The organism is Rhodopila sp., assembly GCF_965276935.1.
Classification (GTDB): Bacteria; Pseudomonadota; Alphaproteobacteria; order Acetobacterales; family Acetobacteraceae; genus Rhodopila.
This window is the reverse complement of record NZ_CBDIBS010000004.1, coordinates 2,349,771-2,368,037: the sequence shown is the minus strand read 5'-3', so window position 1 is coordinate 2,368,037 and position 18,267 is coordinate 2,349,771. Positions and strand designations below refer to the sequence as shown.

15 protein-coding genes are annotated in these 18,267 nt (G+C 66.8%); 5 read left to right on the top strand and 10 right to left on the bottom strand.

The genetic code is table 11. The annotated features are described in order from the left end of the window. Positions 1-78 precede the first annotated feature (78 nt). Both ACQY4S_RS27300 and ACQY4S_RS27295 read right to left on the bottom strand, forming a co-directional pair. Positions 79-1,920: a TRAP transporter large permease subunit gene (locus tag ACQY4S_RS27300; RefSeq protein ID WP_428488326.1), complete on the bottom strand. Its 1,842-nt coding sequence runs from the start codon at positions 1,918-1,920 to the stop codon at positions 79-81. 10 nt (positions 1,921-1,930) lie between these two features. Then, the gene (locus ACQY4S_RS27295; protein WP_428488325.1) at positions 1,931-2,962 is read right to left on the bottom strand and encodes a TRAP transporter substrate-binding protein; all 1,032 of its coding nucleotides are present in this window, start codon (positions 2,960-2,962) and stop codon (positions 1,931-1,933) included. Positions 2,963-3,662: 700 nt separating this feature from the next. On the opposite strand from ACQY4S_RS27295, the gene ACQY4S_RS27290 reads away from it, so the two are divergent. After that, positions 3,663-4,106 (top strand): OsmC family protein, encoded by a 444-nt coding sequence (locus ACQY4S_RS27290; protein ID WP_428488324.1) that lies wholly within the window; start codon positions 3,663-3,665, stop codon positions 4,104-4,106. Between the two features lie 128 nt (positions 4,107-4,234). Here the strand turns inward: ACQY4S_RS27290 and ACQY4S_RS27285 are convergent, their stop codons facing one another. Further along, positions 4,235-5,659 (bottom strand): MATE family efflux transporter, encoded by a 1,425-nt coding sequence (locus ACQY4S_RS27285; RefSeq protein ID WP_428488323.1) that lies wholly within the window; start codon positions 5,657-5,659, stop codon positions 4,235-4,237. A gap of 10 nt (positions 5,660-5,669) precedes the next feature. Continuing rightward, positions 5,670-6,251 (bottom strand): TetR family transcriptional regulator C-terminal domain-containing protein, encoded by a 582-nt coding sequence (locus tag ACQY4S_RS27280; RefSeq protein ID WP_428488322.1) that lies wholly within the window; start codon positions 6,249-6,251, stop codon positions 5,670-5,672. Between the two features lie 351 nt (positions 6,252-6,602). Between ACQY4S_RS27280 and dcd the strand changes: the two genes are divergently transcribed. From dcd to ACQY4S_RS27260, 4 genes are all read left to right on the top strand, one after another. Beyond that, the gene (gene dcd, locus ACQY4S_RS27275) at positions 6,603-7,157 is read left to right on the top strand and encodes a dCTP deaminase (RefSeq protein ID WP_428488321.1); all 555 of its coding nucleotides are present in this window, start codon (positions 6,603-6,605) and stop codon (positions 7,155-7,157) included. Between the two features lie 7 nt (positions 7,158-7,164). Further along, positions 7,165-8,424 carry a UDP-N-acetylglucosamine 1-carboxyvinyltransferase gene (gene murA, locus ACQY4S_RS27270; RefSeq protein WP_428488320.1) on the top strand — a complete coding sequence of 420 codons (1,260 nt, stop codon included), beginning with the start codon at positions 7,165-7,167 and terminating at the stop codon, positions 8,422-8,424. Positions 8,425-8,438: 14 nt separating this feature from the next. Further along, complete coding sequence (gene ppa, locus ACQY4S_RS27265) at positions 8,439-8,975, top strand: inorganic diphosphatase (protein ID WP_428488319.1); 537 nt, start codon at positions 8,439-8,441, stop codon at positions 8,973-8,975. A 218-nt stretch (positions 8,976-9,193) separates the two neighbouring features. Continuing rightward, complete coding sequence (locus tag ACQY4S_RS27260) at positions 9,194-9,685, top strand: HPP family protein (RefSeq protein WP_428488318.1); 492 nt, start codon at positions 9,194-9,196, stop codon at positions 9,683-9,685. Here ACQY4S_RS27260 and ACQY4S_RS27255 read toward each other — a convergent pair. From ACQY4S_RS27255 to ACQY4S_RS27230, 6 genes are all read right to left on the bottom strand, one after another. Continuing rightward, on the bottom strand, positions 9,636-10,046 hold the full coding sequence (locus tag ACQY4S_RS27255) for a hypothetical protein (protein WP_428488317.1): 411 nt from the start codon (positions 10,044-10,046) through the stop codon (positions 9,636-9,638). The two genes, ACQY4S_RS27260 and ACQY4S_RS27255, sit on opposite strands and share 50 nt — an antisense overlap. A gap of 121 nt (positions 10,047-10,167) precedes the next feature. Beyond that, positions 10,168-10,650: a cyanase gene (gene cynS, locus ACQY4S_RS27250; RefSeq protein WP_428488316.1), complete on the bottom strand. Its 483-nt coding sequence runs from the start codon at positions 10,648-10,650 to the stop codon at positions 10,168-10,170. Between the two features lie 60 nt (positions 10,651-10,710). Further along, complete coding sequence (locus ACQY4S_RS27245) at positions 10,711-11,847, bottom strand: aryl-sulfate sulfotransferase (RefSeq protein ID WP_428488315.1); 1,137 nt, start codon at positions 11,845-11,847, stop codon at positions 10,711-10,713. Next, positions 11,844-13,184 carry a uracil-xanthine permease family protein gene (locus tag ACQY4S_RS27240; RefSeq protein WP_428488314.1) on the bottom strand — a complete coding sequence of 447 codons (1,341 nt, stop codon included), beginning with the start codon at positions 13,182-13,184 and terminating at the stop codon, positions 11,844-11,846. Before ACQY4S_RS27240 ends, ACQY4S_RS27245 begins: the two co-directional genes overlap by 4 nt. A gap of 84 nt (positions 13,185-13,268) precedes the next feature. Next, positions 13,269-14,963, bottom strand: coding sequence for a hydantoinase B/oxoprolinase family protein (locus ACQY4S_RS27235; RefSeq protein ID WP_428488313.1), 1,695 nt, complete (start codon positions 14,961-14,963; stop codon positions 13,269-13,271). A 110-nt stretch (positions 14,964-15,073) separates the two neighbouring features. Then, positions 15,074-18,262, bottom strand: coding sequence for an efflux RND transporter permease subunit (locus ACQY4S_RS27230; RefSeq protein WP_428488312.1), 3,189 nt, complete (start codon positions 18,260-18,262; stop codon positions 15,074-15,076). Between the last annotated feature and the right edge of the window lie 5 nt (positions 18,263-18,267).

The following is an 18,267-nucleotide window of genomic DNA, read 5'->3' as shown; positions in this document are numbered from 1 at the left end:
CCGACCCGCCCTGCGCAACGGTCCCGCAAGTTCGCTGATCCTGGGGATGGTGGCCCGGCAGGTACCCGTCCTCTTCGACTACGGCAGGAACCCTGTCGAAATCCACGGGATCGTCGCGACCAGGATTAGCGCCACCACGAGCATCGCCATGTATGGCCAGATGCGCCCCAGCGCGTCGTCGCTCGATGACCTGGCGATCAGGCAGGTCTGGTAGAAGCCCACGCCAAACGGCGGAGAGAACAGCCCGATGCCCATCGCCAGGATGGCGACGATGCCGTACTGCACCTGATGGATGCCCTGCTGCTGCGCCAGCGGGAACAGCAGCGGGCCGAACAGCACCAGCGACGGCAGGCCCTCCAGCACGCTGCCCAGCACGATGAACAGCACGATCGAAACCGCCATGAACCCGGCGCGCCCGCCGGGCACGCTGCCCATGATGTCCGCCAGCGTCTGCGCGAAGCCGGCCTGCGTCAGCGACCAGGCCATCGCACTCGCCGCGCCGATGATCAGCAGGATCGCGCCCGACAAGGCCGCCGTCTCGACCAGGATCGGCATCACGCGCCGCCAGTCGAAGCAGCGGTACACCAGCAGCCCGACCAGCACCGCGTAGACCACGCCCACCGTCGCGACCTCGGTCGCCGTGGTGATGCCTTCCAGCACGGCGTAACGGATCAGCACCGGCAGGATCAGCGCCGGGATCGCCACAACCAGCAGCCGCGCGCCCTGGCGCGGGGCCACGCGCAGGCCGGTTGGCGTTTCGTGGCGGGTGCGGAAATAGATCAGGATGATCAGGCCCAGCGCCGCCACGCCGGCGGGCAGCAGGCCGCCGGTGAACAGCGCCGAGATCGACACGCCGGTCACCGCGCCCAGGATGATCAGCACCAGGCTGGGCGGAATGGTCTCCGACATCGCCGCCGCCGCCGCCAGCAGCGCCACCAGTTCGCCCGGATGCGCGCCGCGCCGCCTCATCTCGGGCAGCAGGATCGGCGCCACCGCCGCCTGGTCGGCGGCCTTGGAGCCGGAAATGCCGGCGATCAGATAGATCGCGCCGACCAGGACATAGGACAGCCCACCCCGCCGGTTGCCCACCAGCGCGATCAGCAGGTCCACCAGCGCGCGGGCGATGCCGGTCATCTCCAGTAGCAGGCCCAGCACGATGAACATCGGCACCGCCAGCAGTTCGATCGAGGCCATGCCCTGATCCATCTGGCTGACGACGACCGAAAGCGGGATGTCGCTGGTGTAGAAGATGTAGGCGACGGTCGAGATGCCGAAGCTGAACGCGATCGGCACACCGGCGAAAATGCAGATGCCGACCATGACGACGAAGAACACCACCAGGTCGCCGTTGCCGATAGCGTCCAGCAAGGGTTCGGCGAACCACAGCCCGACCCCGACGATCAGCCCAAACGCGGCGGTCACCAGCAACTCGGTCGGCGTGGCCCCGGCAAAAAGCTGGCGCAGCGCGGTGTAGAACAGCAGCGCCAGCGCCACCATCTGGCCGGCCACTTCCCAACTGCCGGGGATCTGCAAGGTCGGCGTCAGGATCGCCTGCTGCTGGATGGTGAAGCTGATGCCCGGCACCAGCACGCAGATGGTGAACAGCGCGACAATCATCGCCGAGGTGCGCGCGACATAGCGGCGCATGGCTGGACCCAGGCGGGAGACGAAGAACGTCATCCGCATGTGCTCGCCCCGGCGCAGCGCGATCACCGCCCCCAGGCTGACCAGCCACAGGAACAGGATGGCGGCCAGTTCGCCAGACCAGACCAGCGGCAGGTCCAGCACGTAGCGCCAGACCACGCCGGCGAACAGGATGACGACCTCGATGACAACCAGGGCCGCGGCGACGGCTTCGACGACCCGGTCGATCAGGTAGTCGAGCCGTTGCAGTATGCCGGCCGGTCGGGCGTCCTCCACGTGCGGTGCGTCAGCCGAGGGGGCCGGTGACCTTTTCCAGCGCGGCCCAAAGCGCGGGCCCGAACTTGGCCTTCCAACTTGTGTAGAAGTTCGATTTCGCGAGGGCCGCGCGGAACGCCGCCAGGTCGGGCTGGAAGAATTCCATGCCCTCCGCCTTCAGCTTGCCCTCCAGCGACGCGTCGAGTTCCTCGTTCGCCTTGCGCTGCACCAGCGCCTGTGCGTTGAACGCGTCCTCGACGATCTTCTGGTCGGCGGGTTCCAGCCCGTTCCAGACCGTGCCGTTCATCAGGATCCAGTAGCCGACCCACATGTGGTTGGTCAGCGAGCAGTATTTCTGCACCTGGTAGAATTTCTGCGTGTAGATGTTGCCCAGCGGGTTTTCCTGCCCGTCCACCACATGGGTTTGCAGCGCGGTGTACAGTTCCGCGATATTCAGCGTCACCGGCGCGGCACCCAGCGCGCGGAACAGATCCACCGAGATCGGGCTGGGCGGGACGCGGATCTTGAAGCCCGACAGATCCTGGGGCGTCTTGATCTGCTTGGTGCTTGATGTGACCTGGCGGAAGCCCTCGTCCCAGATCCGATGCATTGGGTGCAGGCCCACCTTAGTGATATCGGCGCGCACCGGGTCGCCCACGGCGCCGTCCAGCGCATCCCAGGCGGTCTGCGAGTCCTTGAACGCGAAGCCGATATTATCGATCGCGGCGGCCGGCACCAAGGCCGCCAGAATGTTGTCGCCGATCCCCATCATCTGCATGGCGCCGGAGCGCAGCTCGGACAGCATGTTGGTGTCGTTGCCCAACTGGCTGTTCGGGAACACCTGGAGCTTGACGCGGCCGTTTGTCGCGCTCTCGATCTGCTTGCCGGCGGCGATCGCGCCGACCGTGGTCGGATGGTCGCTGGCGAGGTCGACGCCGAACTTCAGCACGATGGGCCTTGCGGCGCGGGCTCGGCCCGGGGAAAGCGCTGGGACCAGGGCGGCAAGCCCCGCCGCGGCCGCGGCACCCGTGACGAACCGCTTGCGCGAAATCCCTGTCTGCACAATCCCCTCCCTTGGCGCGGATCACTGCGTCGCGCCACATTTTCACATCAGATGCGGATGCCCGCGGAACCGTTGGCCGGTTCGAGGCCAGCCTGCGATCAGGTTGCGCTCCCTTTATGGCGCTGCCCGAAAATCGTCAACGTCAGTACAGGCGGCGGGCATTCTCCCGGTCATCTGCCGCGGAGCGGCGATCCTGCCCGCCAAGGTGCGCCCGCTGGCGTTGCCGGCGTCCAGGGGCTGACAGAGCCTAATCCGGCCGGCTGGTGCCGACGCTAAGACCAAGACCGACGGGGACGGCTTTCATGTCAAGGACATCCAGCGTGTGCGGCAGGGCAATCGGTTGAACCAGATGACGCGAAGCGTTCCGCGCCATGGGTACCCGACTGGCGTCCTGGCCGGCGCTTGGCCCGCCCGCCCACGACTTGCGGTACCGAACCAAGCCAAGGTCGTGGGTCACCGGGCCAGGCCCGGTGATGACACAGCAGCGGATGCGCCATCCTGTGTCTTCAGTCTACTTCACTCGATTGCCCTGGCGTGTGCGGCGCTTGCACGAAGCAGCGCGGGCGACGGTCTGATCTCGCTGGTGGGCCGCACCCAGGCAACCGAATTCAATCCACCGCCTGTGTCTGTCCCCCGTCCAACCCCATATTCCCGGTTCGGCCCACCCAATGGCCGAAGCTCGACAAGAAGGAGACACAGGATGGCTCATATCAAGCGTCACGCCTCCGCCCAGTGGGCCGGCAGCGGCAAGGACGGAACCGGCAGCCTGACGACCCAGAGCGGTGTGCTGAAAGACACGCCCTATGGCTTCAATTCCCGCTTCGGCGACGGCAAAGGCACCAATCCCGAGGAGTTGATCGCGGTCGCCCATGCCGGCTGCTTCAGCATGGCGACGGCGTTCCAGCTCAGCGGGGCCGGTCATCCGCCGGAAAGCCTGCACTGCGACGCCATCCTGACAATGGAGCAGGTCCCCGGCGGCTTCAAGATTGCCGCCGTCCATCTGGTGCTGAAGGCAACCGTGCCTGGGCTGGACAACGAGAAGTTCCAGGCACTGGCGGCGGAGGCGAAGGCGAATTGCCCGGTATCGAAAGTGCTGAACGCCGAGATCACGCTGGATGCCAGCCTGGATGCCACGCCGCTGTAGCAGGCGAGCGTCTTTCGCGGACCCCGGCGCGGCGACCCGCCGGGGCTTCACGCCACGACTGGGATTCGCGACGCCCGCCAAGGCGCTCCATCGATCGCTCAGACGATGGCGATCCGTCACGACAAGCATCACGCGGCGCGCCGGCCGGACCACGACCCGCTGGCGATGGATGCCGCGACCGTCAGACCAAACACCGCCAGTGCCACGCCGATCATGACGAACACCGACGTCAATCCGCCCCCCAACCGCAGGGCGATCAGACTTCCCGCGCCAGCCACCATCAGCCGGAAGAACTGCGCCGCGACCGGCCAGCCCAGCCGTCCGGCACCCTGGGAGGCAAAGTAGAGCACCAGCCCCAGGCCAAAGAACCCATAGCACGGCCCGACGATCCGCAGGTATTGGCTGCCGGTCTGGATCATCGCCGGATCGCTATCGAACAGCGACAGCCACGCCCGCGGAAAGACGGCCGCGGCTATGCCCACCGCCTCGGTCAGCGCGAAGCCGATCGCGCCGCCGATCCAGGCGGCATGCAATGCCCGCGGCCCCTGTCCGGCGCCGATGTTGGTGCCGACGATGGCGACCAGCGGGCCGCCGACGCCGAACGCGATCGGCACCATTAGGTATTCCAGCCGCGACCCGGTGCCGAACCCGGCCAGCGCCGCCGGACCGAAGGCGCCGACCATGCCGGTGGTCAGCATGATGGTCAGGTTGGTCTGGATCGAGGTGGTGGAAGCCAGCGCGCCGATCCTCAGGATCGCCATGAACAGGCGGGTTCGCAGCCGCACCCGGAACCCGGGCCGGACCACGCCAAGGCCACCCCACAGATAGGCCGCCAGCACCACGATCCCGACCAGGTAGTAGCCGACCAGTGCCGTGGCGCCGCCCGAGACGCCCATGCGCGGGAACGGTCCCCAGCCGAAGATCAGCGCCGGCGAGATCGGGATCAGCAGCAGCGCGCCGCCGCAGATCACCGCCCCCGGCACCAGCATGTTGCCGGTGCCACGGATCACGCTGGCCAGCGCGTTCATCAGCCAAAGCAGGATCGCGCCGGCATAGATCACGTTGGAGTAGGCCAGCGCCGCATGCAGCGTTGCGTCGCTGCCGCCGAGGGCGCGATAGAGTTCCGGTCCGAAGGTCAGCACGGCGGCGGTGCAGACCAGGCCGAGCACGCCGTTGATGACCAAGGCGTGCCAGACGAGGGAGGCGGCGTCGTCCGCCCTGCCGCCGCCGAGCGCCCGGGCGACCGACGCGGAAATTCCGCCGCCCATCGAGCCGGCGGAAATCATCTGCATCAGCATGACGCCGGGGAACACGATCGACACGCCGGCCAGGGCATCGGTGCCGAGCTTGCCGACGAAATAGGTCTCGATCAGGCCGGTGGCGGACTGGGCGAGCATGAGCAGGATGTTGGGCGCCGCCAGCCGCAGCAGCAGCGGCACCAGCGGCGCGTCGAGCAGTGCCTGGGTGCGACGGTCCATCGCCGGTTTGCGCAACCTGACCGACCGGTCGGTCATTTCAGCGGCGGCGGCATCGGCTGGCACGACGGCGGTCATCTCGGTTGCCTCAGGTCAGGATCAGGCTGAAGACGATGCTCTCGAACCGCAGCAGGGCGGTGGCGTCGCGCTCGACCTTGGCGCGCAGCACGGCGCCCTCGAACGCGTCGATCAGGAAAGCGGCAATGGTGTCGGGTTGCAGGCTGGCGCGGATTTCCCCGGCGGCCTGGGCTTCCCGGATGCAGCGGCTGAGAAGGCTGGTCCAGGCGGCGAAGACGCTGCCCAGGCGGTCGCGCACCAGGCGGCTGTCGGTCGCCATTTCCGCCGAGAAATTGCCGATCAGGCAGCCGGTGTTGAACGGCCCGGCGGCGCGGTCACGGGTCTTGCTGGCGAAATAGGCTTTCAGCCGCTGCAGCGGGGACCGCGCTTCGTCGCTCAGGAGGGCGATGGCGTTGCTGGCGCGGTGTTCCCAGTAGCGGCCCAGGACCTCGGCGCCGAACTGCTCCTTGCTGTCGAAATGGGTGTAGAACGTGCCCTTGGGGACCTGCGCGGCCGCGGTGATGTCCTGCACACCCGAGGCATGGAAGCCACGGGCGTGCAGCACCCGCAGGCCGGTGGAGAGCAGGTGGTCGCGGGTGCCGGTCGGTTTCATCGTTCGTGATATGACCGATCGGTCAGGTTGTGGCAAGGGCACGCACTCGCCGTGCATGGTTTCAGCCGCCCGGTCCCGCGGATCGGGAGGTCCGCGTGATGGATGCAACGCGCCAGCTCAGCGGCAGATCGTGGCCATGGCGACCCAGGCCGGCCTTACGCCAACTCGTTCTCAAATCAAAATATTACGACTTGGACATCTTGCCGCCCGCAAACCGCATTCCAAGCTCGCGCAATCAGATTTCCTGTTTGCAGCGTGCCCCGTATTTCCTGAAACCAATCAGATTTTCTGATTGCGGTGCATCCGCGCTTCGAGCGATCATCCCGCAGCCAAACGGAGTCCGCCGAATCGATGCCCGTCCTGTCCGACCGCTGGATCCGCCGGATGGCGCGGGACCATGGCATGATCGACCCGTTCGTGGAGGCGCAGAAGCGCGACGGCGTGATCAGCTACGGCCTGTCCAGCTACGGCTACGACGCCCGCATCGCCGACGAGTTCAAGATCTTCACCAATATCGACTCCGCCGTCGTCGACCCGAAGGCGTTCTCCCCGGCCAGCTTCGTCGACCGCAAGACCGATGTCTGCATCATCCCCCCCAACAGCTTCGCGCTCGGCCATACCGTGGAGTATTTCCGCATTCCGCGCGACGTGCTGGTGATCTGCCTGGGCAAGTCCACCTACGCCCGCTGCGGCATTATCGTGAACGTCACCCCGCTGGAACCCGAATGGGAAGGCCAGGTGACGATCGAGATCAGCAACACCACGCCGCTGCCGGCGAAGATCCACGCGCACGAGGGCATCTGCCAGTTCCTGTTCCTGCAGGGGAACGAGGCCTGTGAGACCAGCTATGCCGACAAGGCTGGCAAGTACATGCGTCAGCGGGGCACCGCACTGCCAAGGATGTAGGGGTTTCATGGATCGCATAAGAATTCGCGGCGGACGCCCCTTGTCGGGCGAGATCAACGTCAGCGGTGCCAAGAACGCCGCGCTGCCACTGATGGCCGCCGGCCTGCTGACCGACCAGCGCCTGGTGCTGTCGAACGTGCCGCGGCTGGCGGATATCCAGACCATGAGCCTGCTGCTGGCACAGCATGGCATCGCGGTTGACCCGCTATCGGATGACGGCCGGCTGCTGTCCCTCGGCGGCGCCATTACCAATACCGAGGCGCCGTACGACATCGTCCGCAAGATGCGTGCGTCGGTCCTCGTGCTTGGTCCGCTGCTGGCCCGCGTTGGTGAAGCCCGCGTGTCGCTGCCCGGCGGCTGTGCCATCGGCACAAGGCCGGTGGATCTGCACCTGAAGGGACTGGAGCAGATGGGCGCGCGGTTCAACCTCGACAACGGCTATATCGATGGCCATGTCGACGGCAAGCTGCAGGGCGCGACTATCGTGTTTCCATCTACCTCGGTCGGCGCCACGGAGAACCTGCTGATGGCCGCTGCCCTGGCCGAGGGCCGGACGGTGCTGGCCAACGCGGCACGCGAACCCGAGGTCGGCGACCTGGCCGCCTGCCTGGTGGCGATGGGTGCCGGCATCGAGGGCATCGGCACCGACAAGCTGACCATACACGGCGTCAGCCGGCTGCATGGGGCCGAACACGGCATCATTCCCGACCGGATCGAGACCGGCAGCTATGCCTGCGCCGCCGCGATCTCCGGCGGGTCGGTGTTCCTGCGCAACGCCCGCCTCGACCACCTGGGCGCCACGGTCCGTATCCTGCGCGAGGCCGGCGTGGACATCCTGGAGCAACCGGACGGCCTGATTGTCAAACGGCTGAACGGGCTGCACGGCGCGGACGTGATGACCGAGCCCTATCCGGGCTTCCCGACCGACATGCAGGCGCAGTTCATGGCGCTGATGTCGGTGGCCGACGGCGCCTCCATGGTCACCGAGACGATCTTCGAAAACCGGTTCATGCATGTGCCGGAGCTGAACCGGATGGGCGCGCGGATCAATGTGCACGGCGCTTCGGCGATCGTGCGCGGCGTGGCGGCGCTGTCCGGCGCGCCGGTGATGGCAACCGATCTGCGGGCCTCGCTGTCGCTGATCCTGGCGGGCCTTGCCGCGCGGGGCGAGACCGTGGTGAACCGTGTCTACCACCTGGACCGCGGCTATGAGGCGGTCGAGCAGAAGCTGGCGGCGTGCGGCGCCGATATCGAACGGATTTCGTAGGAAAAGGGCCTGTCATGCGTGTTGACGCCATAGCGGTTGGGAAGAATCCGCCCGACGACGTGAATGTCGTCGTCGAGGTCGCGATCGGCGGCGAACCGATCAAGTACGAGATGGACAAGGAGGCTGGCACCCTGGTGGTCGACCGCTTCCTCTATACGCCGATGCGCTACCCGGGCAATTACGGCTTCGTGCCGCACACGCTGTCGGATGACGGCGACCCGATCGACGTGCTGGTGGCGAACACAAGGCCGATCGTGCCGGGCGCGGTGATCAATGTCCGTCCGGTCGGCGTGCTGAAGATGACCGACGAGAGCGGCGGCGACGAGAAGATCATTGCCGTGCCGTCGCCAAAGCTGACCCAGCGCTATGTGAACGTGCGTAACTACACCGACCTGCCCTCGATCACGCTGGAGCAGATCCAGCACTTCTTCGAGCACTACAAGGACCTGGAACCGGACAAATGGGTGAGGGTCGAGGGCTGGGGTGACGCGGCGGAGGCAAAGGCGCTGATTGTCGAGGCGATCGCGCGGGCGAGGCACGCGAAGCAATAAGCGTCGGCGCGCTTTTCTGCATAGAAGGCGCTTCCGTTCCACGGTCGCACCCCAAAACTGGTATAGTCAAGACGAAGTTGCTCGCCGGCAACGGCACAGATAAACCGGGACACAGAGAAACATCACTGTCCTGGGGACGCCAACCCATTTCTGCACATTCACTTGCGGATGTTGATGCCTGGGGTAGACCGACGGCTCATTCGACTGAGGCGTACCCCATGAGCAGCCTATCAAAAGAACTTTTGCCACCGCTGTTGATCGCAGTGGTGCTGGGCATCATTGGGGTGATCAGTATCTGGGTGCAGGCACCCCTGCTGATACCAAGCCTCGGATCAGCGATTTTCCTGCAGACCCTGACGCCGGAGGAGCCAAGCGCTCGGCCATGGAACACCGGCGTAGGGCAGTTGGTGGGTGCGGCCGCCGGCTTCATCGGAGTGTTCGTGGCCGCGGCAGCGTCGACGCCCCACTTCATGGCCGATGACCGGCTGACTTTCGCGCGGGTGGCGGCGGCCGTCATCGCGGTGCTCTTGAGCGCCGCAGGGCAACGCGTCCTGAAGGCCACCAGCGCCGCGGGTGGAGCGACCGCGCTGGTGGTTGCCCTAGGGGCCGAAACAGCCACCGAAGCCGGCGCCATCCGGCTTTTCTTTGGCATCCTGCTGGTTACCGCGATTGGCGAGGCGGCGCGCCAGTTGATTCTTCGGAGCCGATGACACCGGCGGACTTCAGCGGCGCAAGGGTCGGCCGAATGAGGCTTGTATAGGCAAACGCCAGGGCAGTCGCGACAATTCCACCGCAAAGGCCGCCCCAGAACACCTGGTAGACGGCAGTCTTTAGATTGACGCCCTCAAACGACCAGTTCTTGTACGTCGTCATCGTAAAGATCGCGAGCAAGCCACTACCGATGATGAAGGCGCCCAGGCCATACAGCAGCGGATGGCGCATCCGGATACGATAGATCCAGTTCGTGCCCAGGGCGACCGATGTATCCTCGACCTTCGAGGCTGTCTCACCAAGAGCCAACGGAATGGAGCCACCGCGCCCCTTGGCGGCCGACCCGGTTGTTTCGTTCATGTCCATTTGCCATCTCCTGCTTCTGCTTTTCCGCCGCGTGGCGCGGCTGTACACAGGGAAACAGAAGACGACGGGCGCGCGTGGCCGGCGTCGTGAAGACTTGATAATTCTTACGATCCTGTCAGTCTTCCTTGATGCCGAGTTCGGGAATGCCCTGCTCGCTGCCGTAGTATTTATACGGCAGGAACTTGCCCGACATGGTCAGCCTGACCCGGTCACCCTTCGGATTTGGTTCCCGATCAAGGGTCATGTCGAAGTCGATCGCGGACATGATGCCGTCGCCGAATTCCTCCTCGATCAGCGCCTTCCAGGCCGGGCCATTGACCATGACCAGCTCGTAGAACCGGTACAGCAGCGGGTCGGTTGGCGGCATGACGGTGCCGCGATGCGGCACCTCGTTCAGCATCCTCTGCTCCGTGGCACTCAGCCCGAACAGCGCGGCGGCTTTCGCGGCGAGCGGCTTGACCAGCTTCATCTGGCCGAGCAGGGCACCGACGATGAGGACCTCGGACATGCCGCCGATCTGTTCGCAGATGTGCTTCCAGCTCCAGTCCTTCTCGCGCTTGATGTCCAGCAGCTTCTCGGTCAGTTCCGTTCGCGTCATCAATTGCCTCCTGTGGATCTGCCTTGGCGCCGACGGCGCAAGCCCTTGGCCGTACCTGTTTCAGCGCCCAAGCCAGGACACCTCTTGGGCGCTGTAGCGATAGGCGCGGAAGACGCTGTTGTGGCTGCCGGCCGCGTAGCCGCGCGCGCCGGCCTCTGGATAGTCGCCGAAGAACGGGATGACGTATTCCCACACTACTTGGCCCGCCTGTGTCACCTCGAACAGTCGTCCGAAGGTGGATTCGACGACGAAGGTATTGCCGCCCGCCAGGCGCTGCGCGTTGCCCATGTAGGGCGCGAAGAACGCCGGCCGCATCGGGTCGGAGTACTCCCAGGTAACCGCGCCGCCGCGCGCCGGGTCGATCTCGATCACCCGGGTGTAGGGTGACGTCACGCCAGGACGCAGGTTGCCATTGTCGAAGATCAGGATGCCGCCGCTGTCGAGCTCGACCGGCGAGTGCTGCTGCGCCACGACGGGGTGCTTGACCGCCCAGGCCAGGCCGCCGTCGTTGCGGCGCACGGCAATCACGCCGGAGGTGGTGCGCAGGCTCATCAGCACAAGCCCGCCGCGCGCGGTGTGGACGCCGTTGATCAGCGGCCAGTGATAGCGGTCGAAGATGGGATGGACGGGGAAATCGGCCGGGTCCAGGTGCTCCCACGATCGCCACAGCCAGACCACCTCTCCGGCTCGGTTCACCTCCTTCACCACGTCGCCGAACACCGCGCCGTCGGGCAGGTCGTGATCAGTGCTGCCGCCCCGGATGCGCGCGGCCGCTTCCGCCGGCATGCGCTCGGCCGTCGTGTAGAGCAGGTTGCCGTTCGCCAGCCAGTGCGCGTCGTGATGATGGGCCAGATCGTTGTGTTCCCATACCACGTCGCCGCGCGGGGTGACCTCCATGAAGGCGCCGCCATGCCACAGCGGCCAGATCGGGTAGAGGTCTGGGGAGTCGGGATGGCTGCCGTTGTAGCCGAGGTTGCCGTTCGCCAGGATGACGGCATGCCGGCCAGGGCGGAACGGTAGCGTCCATTGATGGACGATGTCGCCCGCTGCATCGATCAGGTGGACACGCCCGCCGTCGGTCTGCGGCGCGAACAGCGTGAACCCCCCAGCCTCATGCGCCGGGTCGCGTCCGATCAGGCCGGTCTTGCGGCGGCGCACGGTGACTTGGTCGAGGGGCAACTTCGGCGTCGCGCTCATGTTGGGGACCTTTCTGGCTCAGCCGTTGCAGCCGATCGGGCCGCCGCTCCAGTGTGATTGAAGACGATGTTGAGCAGCACGGTCACCACCGTGCCGGCCGCAAGTCCATTGCCCAGGATCGCCTGCACGAGCGACGGGAACCGCACATAGGCGTTCGGAATCAGCACCGGCAGCAGCCCAACGGCGAGGCCGGCCGCCAGCGTGAACAGGTTGCCATGGGCCGTGACGTCCACCGTGCGCAGCATCTCGATGCCCATCACGGCGATGACGCAGAACACCACCAGTGCCGTGCCGCCGACGACCGGCGCCGGAATGGCGTTCACCAGCCGCCCGATCGGCGCCAGTAGCGCCAGCAGCACCAGGATCGCTCCGCCGGTGGCGGTCACGAAGCGGGACCGTATGCCAGTTGCGCGCACGACGCCGATGTTCTCGCCGCTGGTGATGATTAGCGGCGTGCCGAAGCAGGCGCCGAACAAGGAGGTAACCGCGTCGCCGCGGATCGTCCTCGGCACCTCGCGCGTCGGGACGATCGGCTTGCCCACCACCTCGGCAATGGCGACGGTCTGACCGGTCGCCTCGGTCATGGAGACGACGCTGAAGATCAGCATCGGCAGCGCTGCGACCACATCGAAGCTTGGTGCGCCGAACGGAAACGCGGCCGGCAGCGTCAGCCACGGCTGCGCGGCGATGCCGTCCAGGCTCACCATCCCCGCCAGTCCCGCGGCGACCGCGCCGGCCAGCAGGCCGAGCAACACCGAGAGTTGCCGCAGCAGGCCGGGCAGCAGGCGCGCGAAGGCGACGGTGAAGCCGATCGTGGCCAGCGCCAGCAGCAGGGAGGATGGCGCGCCGAACTGGGGTGAACCGGGCGCGCCGGTGATGACGCTGCCGTAGATGCGCACCAGGTTGATGCCGACCAGCAGCAGGATTGTCCCGATTACCAGGCGCGAGAAGTAGCGTAGGCACCGTGCATAGACCGGCAGCGCGATCAGATAGAATACCGCGGTCAGGATGACCGCGCCGGACGCTGTCGGAATGCCGGAGTGTTCGGCAATGCCGACGAAAATGAACACGGGTGCGCCGGCCGGCACCATGATGAAGGGCAAACGGGCGCCGATGCCCCACGGCCCGAAGCTCTGCAGCAGCGTGCCAAGACCGCAAGCAAGGAATGTCGCGCTGACGAGCCCCGCGGCCAGCGCCGGCGGCAGGTGCAGCGCCCTGCCGATCAGGAACACCGCCGTGATGGGCGAGGCCGCCATGACCAGCACATGCTGGATTGCGAACAGCAGCAGCCGGCCTGGGGGCGGTACTTGGTCAACGGGATGGACATCGGATGGCATGGACGCGCCTTGCTTCACTGGCGGTCCATGCGAAGCAAGTTTCGGGCCGAAGCGTTCTCGTTCTACGCCTTGCCGCTGATCGCGTCAGGCCGATTCAACGCCGTAGATCCGGCGTGCCTCCGCTGGAGTGACGTAACCATCCAGCAGGTCTTCCGAAAGGGCTGCCCGGTCCCGCCCCGACGGCGGCCCATAGCCACCTGATCCGGGCGCCTCCACCACCACCAGCGATCCTGCGGGCACCAGGAAGCCGCCCTTGCTGATCAGCCTTCGGGCGTTCGACCGAGGCGCGATCAGTTCCAGCTTCGCCGGCGCGCCGGCCAGGCCGCCATCCAGGCCGAAGGGCGGGGTGACAGTCCGCTCGCAGCACACCGCGGCGTGCGCCTGATTCTCCAGCACCCGCCAGACCCGCCGCACGCCCAGACCGCCACGCCAGGTGCCGGCGCCGCCGCTGTCCGGCACCAGGGCATATTCCTCGACGCGCAGCGGAAAGCTCATTTCCAGGATCTCGATGGGCGTGTTGCTCATGTTCGATACCGTGCTGGCCACGGCATTGATGCCGTCCTTCACCGGGCGGGCGCCGAAGCCGCCCTTGACCGACTCGTAGCTGACGAAGCGGTCGCCGGTGCGGTAGTCCAGGCCGCCGAAGGTGATCACTGCCGAGGTGCCCTGCGACCCCGCCATCACCGTTCGCGGCGCGATCGCGAACAGCGCCGCCATCACCATGTCGGCGACGCGGTGGGAGATCTCGTGGTTGGCGTAGACCACCGGCGACGGATGCCGCGCGTTGACCACGCAGCCAGGCGGCGCCGTCACCGTCACCGGACGCCAGCAGCCGGAGTTCGGCGGTATCAGGCTTTTCGGATCGGCGATCATCTTCAGCGCGCAGAACACGCCGGACGCGGTCACCGTCAGCGGCGCGTTCATCGGACCGGCCACGGCGGGGTCTGATCCGGTGAAGTCGGCAATGATCGTGTCGCCGCGCTTGCTGACCTTGATGTGGACCTTGAAGGTGGCGTCCTCGGTGTCCCCATTGGCGATGACGCCGTCCCCGTCGAAGATGTCGGTGAATTCCGCCTCGCCGTCCGGCAGGGCGCGCAGCGCCGCGCGCATCATCGTCTCGGAATAGTCCAGCACCTCCTGCATGATGGCCAGCAGCGTGTCGGTGCCGTATTTCGCCGCCAGTTCCGACAGCCGCAGCGCCCCCCGGTGATTGGCCGCGACCTGCGCCCGCAGATCGCCCAGGCGTTCCGTCGGCGTGCGGACATTGGCGAGGATGATGGCCTCCACCGACGGGTCGGGCCTGCCGTCGCGATACAGGCGGATCGGCGGCAGGCGCAGACCCTCCCCATAGATCTCGGTCACCGCGCCGTAGCTGCCGGGCGTGGCGCTGCCGATGTCCGGCCAGTGCGCGCGAACGCAGCCGAAGCCCAGCAGCCGGCCGTCGTGGAAGGCCGGGGCGACCACGTTCACATCCGGCAGATGGGAGCCGCCGTCGTAAGGATCGTTGTGGATGAAGACATCGCCCGGCAGCACCTGCGGAAACGCGCGCACCACCGCGCGCACCGCGTCCGGCATGGAACCGAGGTGGATCGGCAGGTCGGGCCCCTGCGCGACCATGTTGCCGCTGATGTCGAAAATGCCGCACGAATAGTCCCCGGCGACCTTGAGCAAGGGAGAATAGGCGGTCTTGGCGAGGACGATCTTCATCTCCTCGGCGGCCGAACAGAGCGCATTCTTGACCACCTCGAAGCGGGCGGGATCGGACTTCAGGGTGCTCATGGCTGCGTCCTTCACTGAAATGCCATGCTATCACGCGGGATGCGGCCGTCCAGGATGTCGAAGCGCTCGCGCCGCCAGGCCCTGCGCCCTGCCGGCACCGCGGCACCGCCTCATTCCGCGGGGTGGTGCTGCTTCCGGCTGCCGAACCATCCCTTCACCTTACGCCAGGAAGGCAGCCTGGCATCCGTCACCACCGGATAGAGCGACGGCAGGACGAGCAAGGTGAGCAGTGTCGCGGTGACTAGGCCGCCGATGACGACGGTGGCGAGCGGACGCTGGACCTCGGCGCCCGCGGTGGTGGAGACGGCCATGGGGATGAAGCCGAGGGAGGCGACGAGGGCGGTGGTGAGCACCGGGCGCAGGCGCTTCTCGGCGGCCTCGCGGGCCGCATCGCGCGCGTTCTTGCCCGCCGTGCGCTCCTGCTCGATGTAGCTGGCGAGCACCACGCCGTCGAGGATCGCGATGCCGAACGTCGCGATGAACCCGATGCCGGCCGAGACGCTGAACGGCATGCCGCGCAAGGTCAGCGCCGCGATGCCGCCGATCGCCGCCATCGGGACGTTGAGGAAGATCAGGCCGGCAAGGCGGAGCGTGCCGAAGTTGAGATAAAGCATCAGGAAAATGACCGCGAGCACCCCGGGCACCACGAGCGACAGGCGCTGCGTCGCGCTTTGCAGGTTCTGGAACATGCCGGTCCAATCGACGGAGTAGCCCTGGGGCAGCTTGATCTTGTCCTGGACGGTCTTCTCCGCCTCGGTCACGAAGCTCTGCACGTCGCGCCCGCGCACGTTGATCTGCACGGCGATCCGCCGCTGCAGCTTGTCGCGTATCACCTCGGCCGGCCCATCGGCGACGGTGATGTCCGCCACGGCGGAGAGCGGCACGGCCTGGCCATCCGCCAGGCCGACCGGCAGATCGCGCACCCGTTCGGCGCTGGCACGGGCGGCCGGCGGCAGCCGCACGACGATCGGTGTCTCCGTGTCGTTCTGGCCATACACGGTGCCGACCGTGCGCCCGCCGATCGCCTCGACGACGGCCAGCGCATCGGCTGCGTTGATCCCGTAGCGCGACAGCCGCTGGCGATCCACCCGCACCGTCAGCGCCGGCAGCCCACCTTGTTGTTCGGCCCGCACGTCGGCCGCACCCTTGATCCCCTTGACGATGTTGACAGCCTGGTCCGCGAGCGTTTTCAGCTTGCCGAGGTCCTCCCCAAAGATCGTCAGTGCGACGTCCGAGCGCACGCCTTGCAGCAGATCGTCCATGCGCATCTGGATTGGCTGGGAGAATTCGAACGAAACGCCGGGCACCGCCGCCTTCAGCCGCTTCTCGAACGCCGTAAGCAGGCCGCTCTGGGTATGCGCCGTCTTCCACTGGCCCGGCGGCTTGAGGATCACGTAGCTGTCCGTGCTCTGCACGCCCATCGGATCGGTCGGCACCGCGGCGCTGCCGGTCTGCGAGACAACCGTCTGCACGTCCGGAAAGCCACGTAGCACCTTCTCGATTTCGGTCACGACGCGGATCGAGGCGTCCAGGTTGATGCTGGGCAGCTTGGTCGATGTCACGACGATGCTGCCCTCGGCGAGCTGCGGGATGAACTCGCCGCCCAGGCGCGTCGCGAGGAAGACGGCGCCCGCGAACAGCACGACCGCGATGCCGGCGGTAATGTAGGGATGCCGCTCCGTGCGGCGCAGCACCGGCGTGTAACCCTTGCGGGCCCAACGGACGACGAAGGTGTCGTCGCTCGCCGCCCCGCCCTTGCCACCCGTCTTGCCGCCCCGTTCCTGCCGCCCGTTCTTGCCGATGGCCTTCGTGGGGCCCAGGAAAGTCGCGGCCAGCGCCGGCATGACCAGTATCGTCACCAGCAGCGCGCTCAGCAGCGCGAGCATCACCGTCAGCGCCATCGGCCGGAACATCTTGCCCTCGACGCTCTGCAGCGACAGCACGGGCAGGTAGACCAAGGTGATGATGAGCACCGAGAAGATCACCGGCCGCGCCACCTCGGCCGCGGCAGCGGGCACCACCTTCACGGGGTCGCCATCGCCTTCCCCGTTGGCTTGCCGGCGCAGCACATTCTCGACCAGCACCACGGCGCCATCCACGATCAAGCCAAAGTCGATGGCGCCGAGACTCATCAGGTTGCCCGAGATGCCGAACGCGCGCATTCCGGCGAAGGCCATCATCATGGCGAGCGGGATCACCGTCGCCACGATCAGCCCGGCGCGCAGGCTGCCCAGCATGAGCATGAGCACGGCGATGACCAGCAGCGCGCCCTCACCAAGGTTGTGCTCGACGGTGTGGATCGCGCGGTTCACCAGGGTTGACCGGTCGTAGAAGGTGTGGATTTCGACGCCGGCTGGCAGCTTCTTCTGTAGCTCGTTGATCTTGGCGCTCAGCGCGGGCAGCACCTCGCTCGCGTTCAGGCCGTATTGCATGTCCGCCACGCCCAGCACCGTCTCGCCCTTGCCGTCGTGGGTGACGGCACCCAGCCGCACCTTGGGGGCCAGCTTCACCTCGGCCACGTCGCCGACGGTGACCGGGACGCCACCGAGCGGGGCGGTCTTGAGCACGATGCCGGCGATGTCCGTCTGGCTCTGGGCCAGCGCCAGGCCACGCACGATCTCCTGGTCGTCGCCGCGCTCGATATAGGCGCCCCCGCGGGTCGTGTTGTTGCTCTCGATGGCGGCGAAGACCTGCGGCAGGGTGATCCCTTGCGCCCGCAGCCGCTCGGGCGACACCTGGACCTCATAGGTCTGCAGATCGCCGCCGTAGATGTCCACCCCCACGATGCCGGGCACCAGGCGGAGCTGGGGCACGATCCGCCACTGCAGCATCTGGTAGAGCTGCATGGGCGTATAGCCGGGACCGCGCAGCTCGAATTCCAGGATCTCGCCGAGGCCCGTCGAGAGCGGCCCTTCCTCGGGCGTGCCGACGCCGGGCGGCATCATCGCGCGTGCCTGCTGCAACCGCTCAAAGACTTCGGCGCGCGCGGTCTGCACGTCGGCGGCGTCCTCGAAGGTGACGTAGACGGCGGACAGGCCGAAGCGTGACTTGGAGCGCACGTCCTTGAGCAGGGGCAACCCCGCCATCTGCGTCTCGATGGGGAAGGTGACGAGGCGCTCGACTTCCAGCGGCCCGAGGCCCTGCGCCTTCGTCAGGATGAGAACCTGCTTGGGTGAGATATCGGGCACGGCGTCGATGGCGAGTTGGCGCAGGTTGAGCCAGCCTGCTCCAACAACGCCAAGCGCCAGGACCAGGATGAGCCAGCGCCGGGCGACGAGCGCCGCGAAGAACCGCTGCATTGCCT

What these genes read in the sequence shown, in the direction of transcription:
- ACQY4S_RS27230 (WP_428488312.1), bottom strand. Translation starts at nt 18,262, where the DNA reads ATGCAGCGGTTCTTCGCGGCGCTCGTCGCCCGGCGCTGGCTCATCCTG.
- ACQY4S_RS27235 (WP_428488313.1), bottom strand. Translation starts at nt 14,963, where the DNA reads ATGAGCACCCTGAAGTCCGATCCCGCCCGCTTCGAGGTGGTCAAGAAT.
- ACQY4S_RS27255 (WP_428488317.1), bottom strand. Translation starts at nt 10,046, where the DNA reads ATGAACGAAACAACCGGGTCGGCCGCCAAGGGGCGCGGTGGCTCCATT.
- ACQY4S_RS27285 (WP_428488323.1), bottom strand. Translation starts at nt 5,659, where the DNA reads ATGACCGCCGTCGTGCCAGCCGATGCCGCCGCCGCTGAAATGACCGAC.
- ppa (WP_428488319.1), top strand. Translation starts at nt 8,439, where the DNA reads ATGCGTGTTGACGCCATAGCGGTTGGGAAGAATCCGCCCGACGACGTG.
- murA (WP_428488320.1), top strand. Translation starts at nt 7,165, where the DNA reads ATGGATCGCATAAGAATTCGCGGCGGACGCCCCTTGTCGGGCGAGATC.
- dcd (WP_428488321.1), top strand. Translation starts at nt 6,603, where the DNA reads ATGCCCGTCCTGTCCGACCGCTGGATCCGCCGGATGGCGCGGGACCAT.
- ACQY4S_RS27240 (WP_428488314.1), bottom strand. Translation starts at nt 13,184, where the DNA reads ATGCCATCCGATGTCCATCCCGTTGACCAAGTACCGCCCCCAGGCCGG.
- ACQY4S_RS27290 (WP_428488324.1), top strand. Translation starts at nt 3,663, where the DNA reads ATGGCTCATATCAAGCGTCACGCCTCCGCCCAGTGGGCCGGCAGCGGC.
- ACQY4S_RS27260 (WP_428488318.1), top strand. Translation starts at nt 9,194, where the DNA reads ATGAGCAGCCTATCAAAAGAACTTTTGCCACCGCTGTTGATCGCAGTG.
- ACQY4S_RS27245 (WP_428488315.1), bottom strand. Translation starts at nt 11,847, where the DNA reads ATGAGCGCGACGCCGAAGTTGCCCCTCGACCAAGTCACCGTGCGCCGC.
- ACQY4S_RS27280 (WP_428488322.1), bottom strand. Translation starts at nt 6,251, where the DNA reads ATGAAACCGACCGGCACCCGCGACCACCTGCTCTCCACCGGCCTGCGG.
- cynS (WP_428488316.1), bottom strand. Translation starts at nt 10,650, where the DNA reads ATGACGCGAACGGAACTGACCGAGAAGCTGCTGGACATCAAGCGCGAG.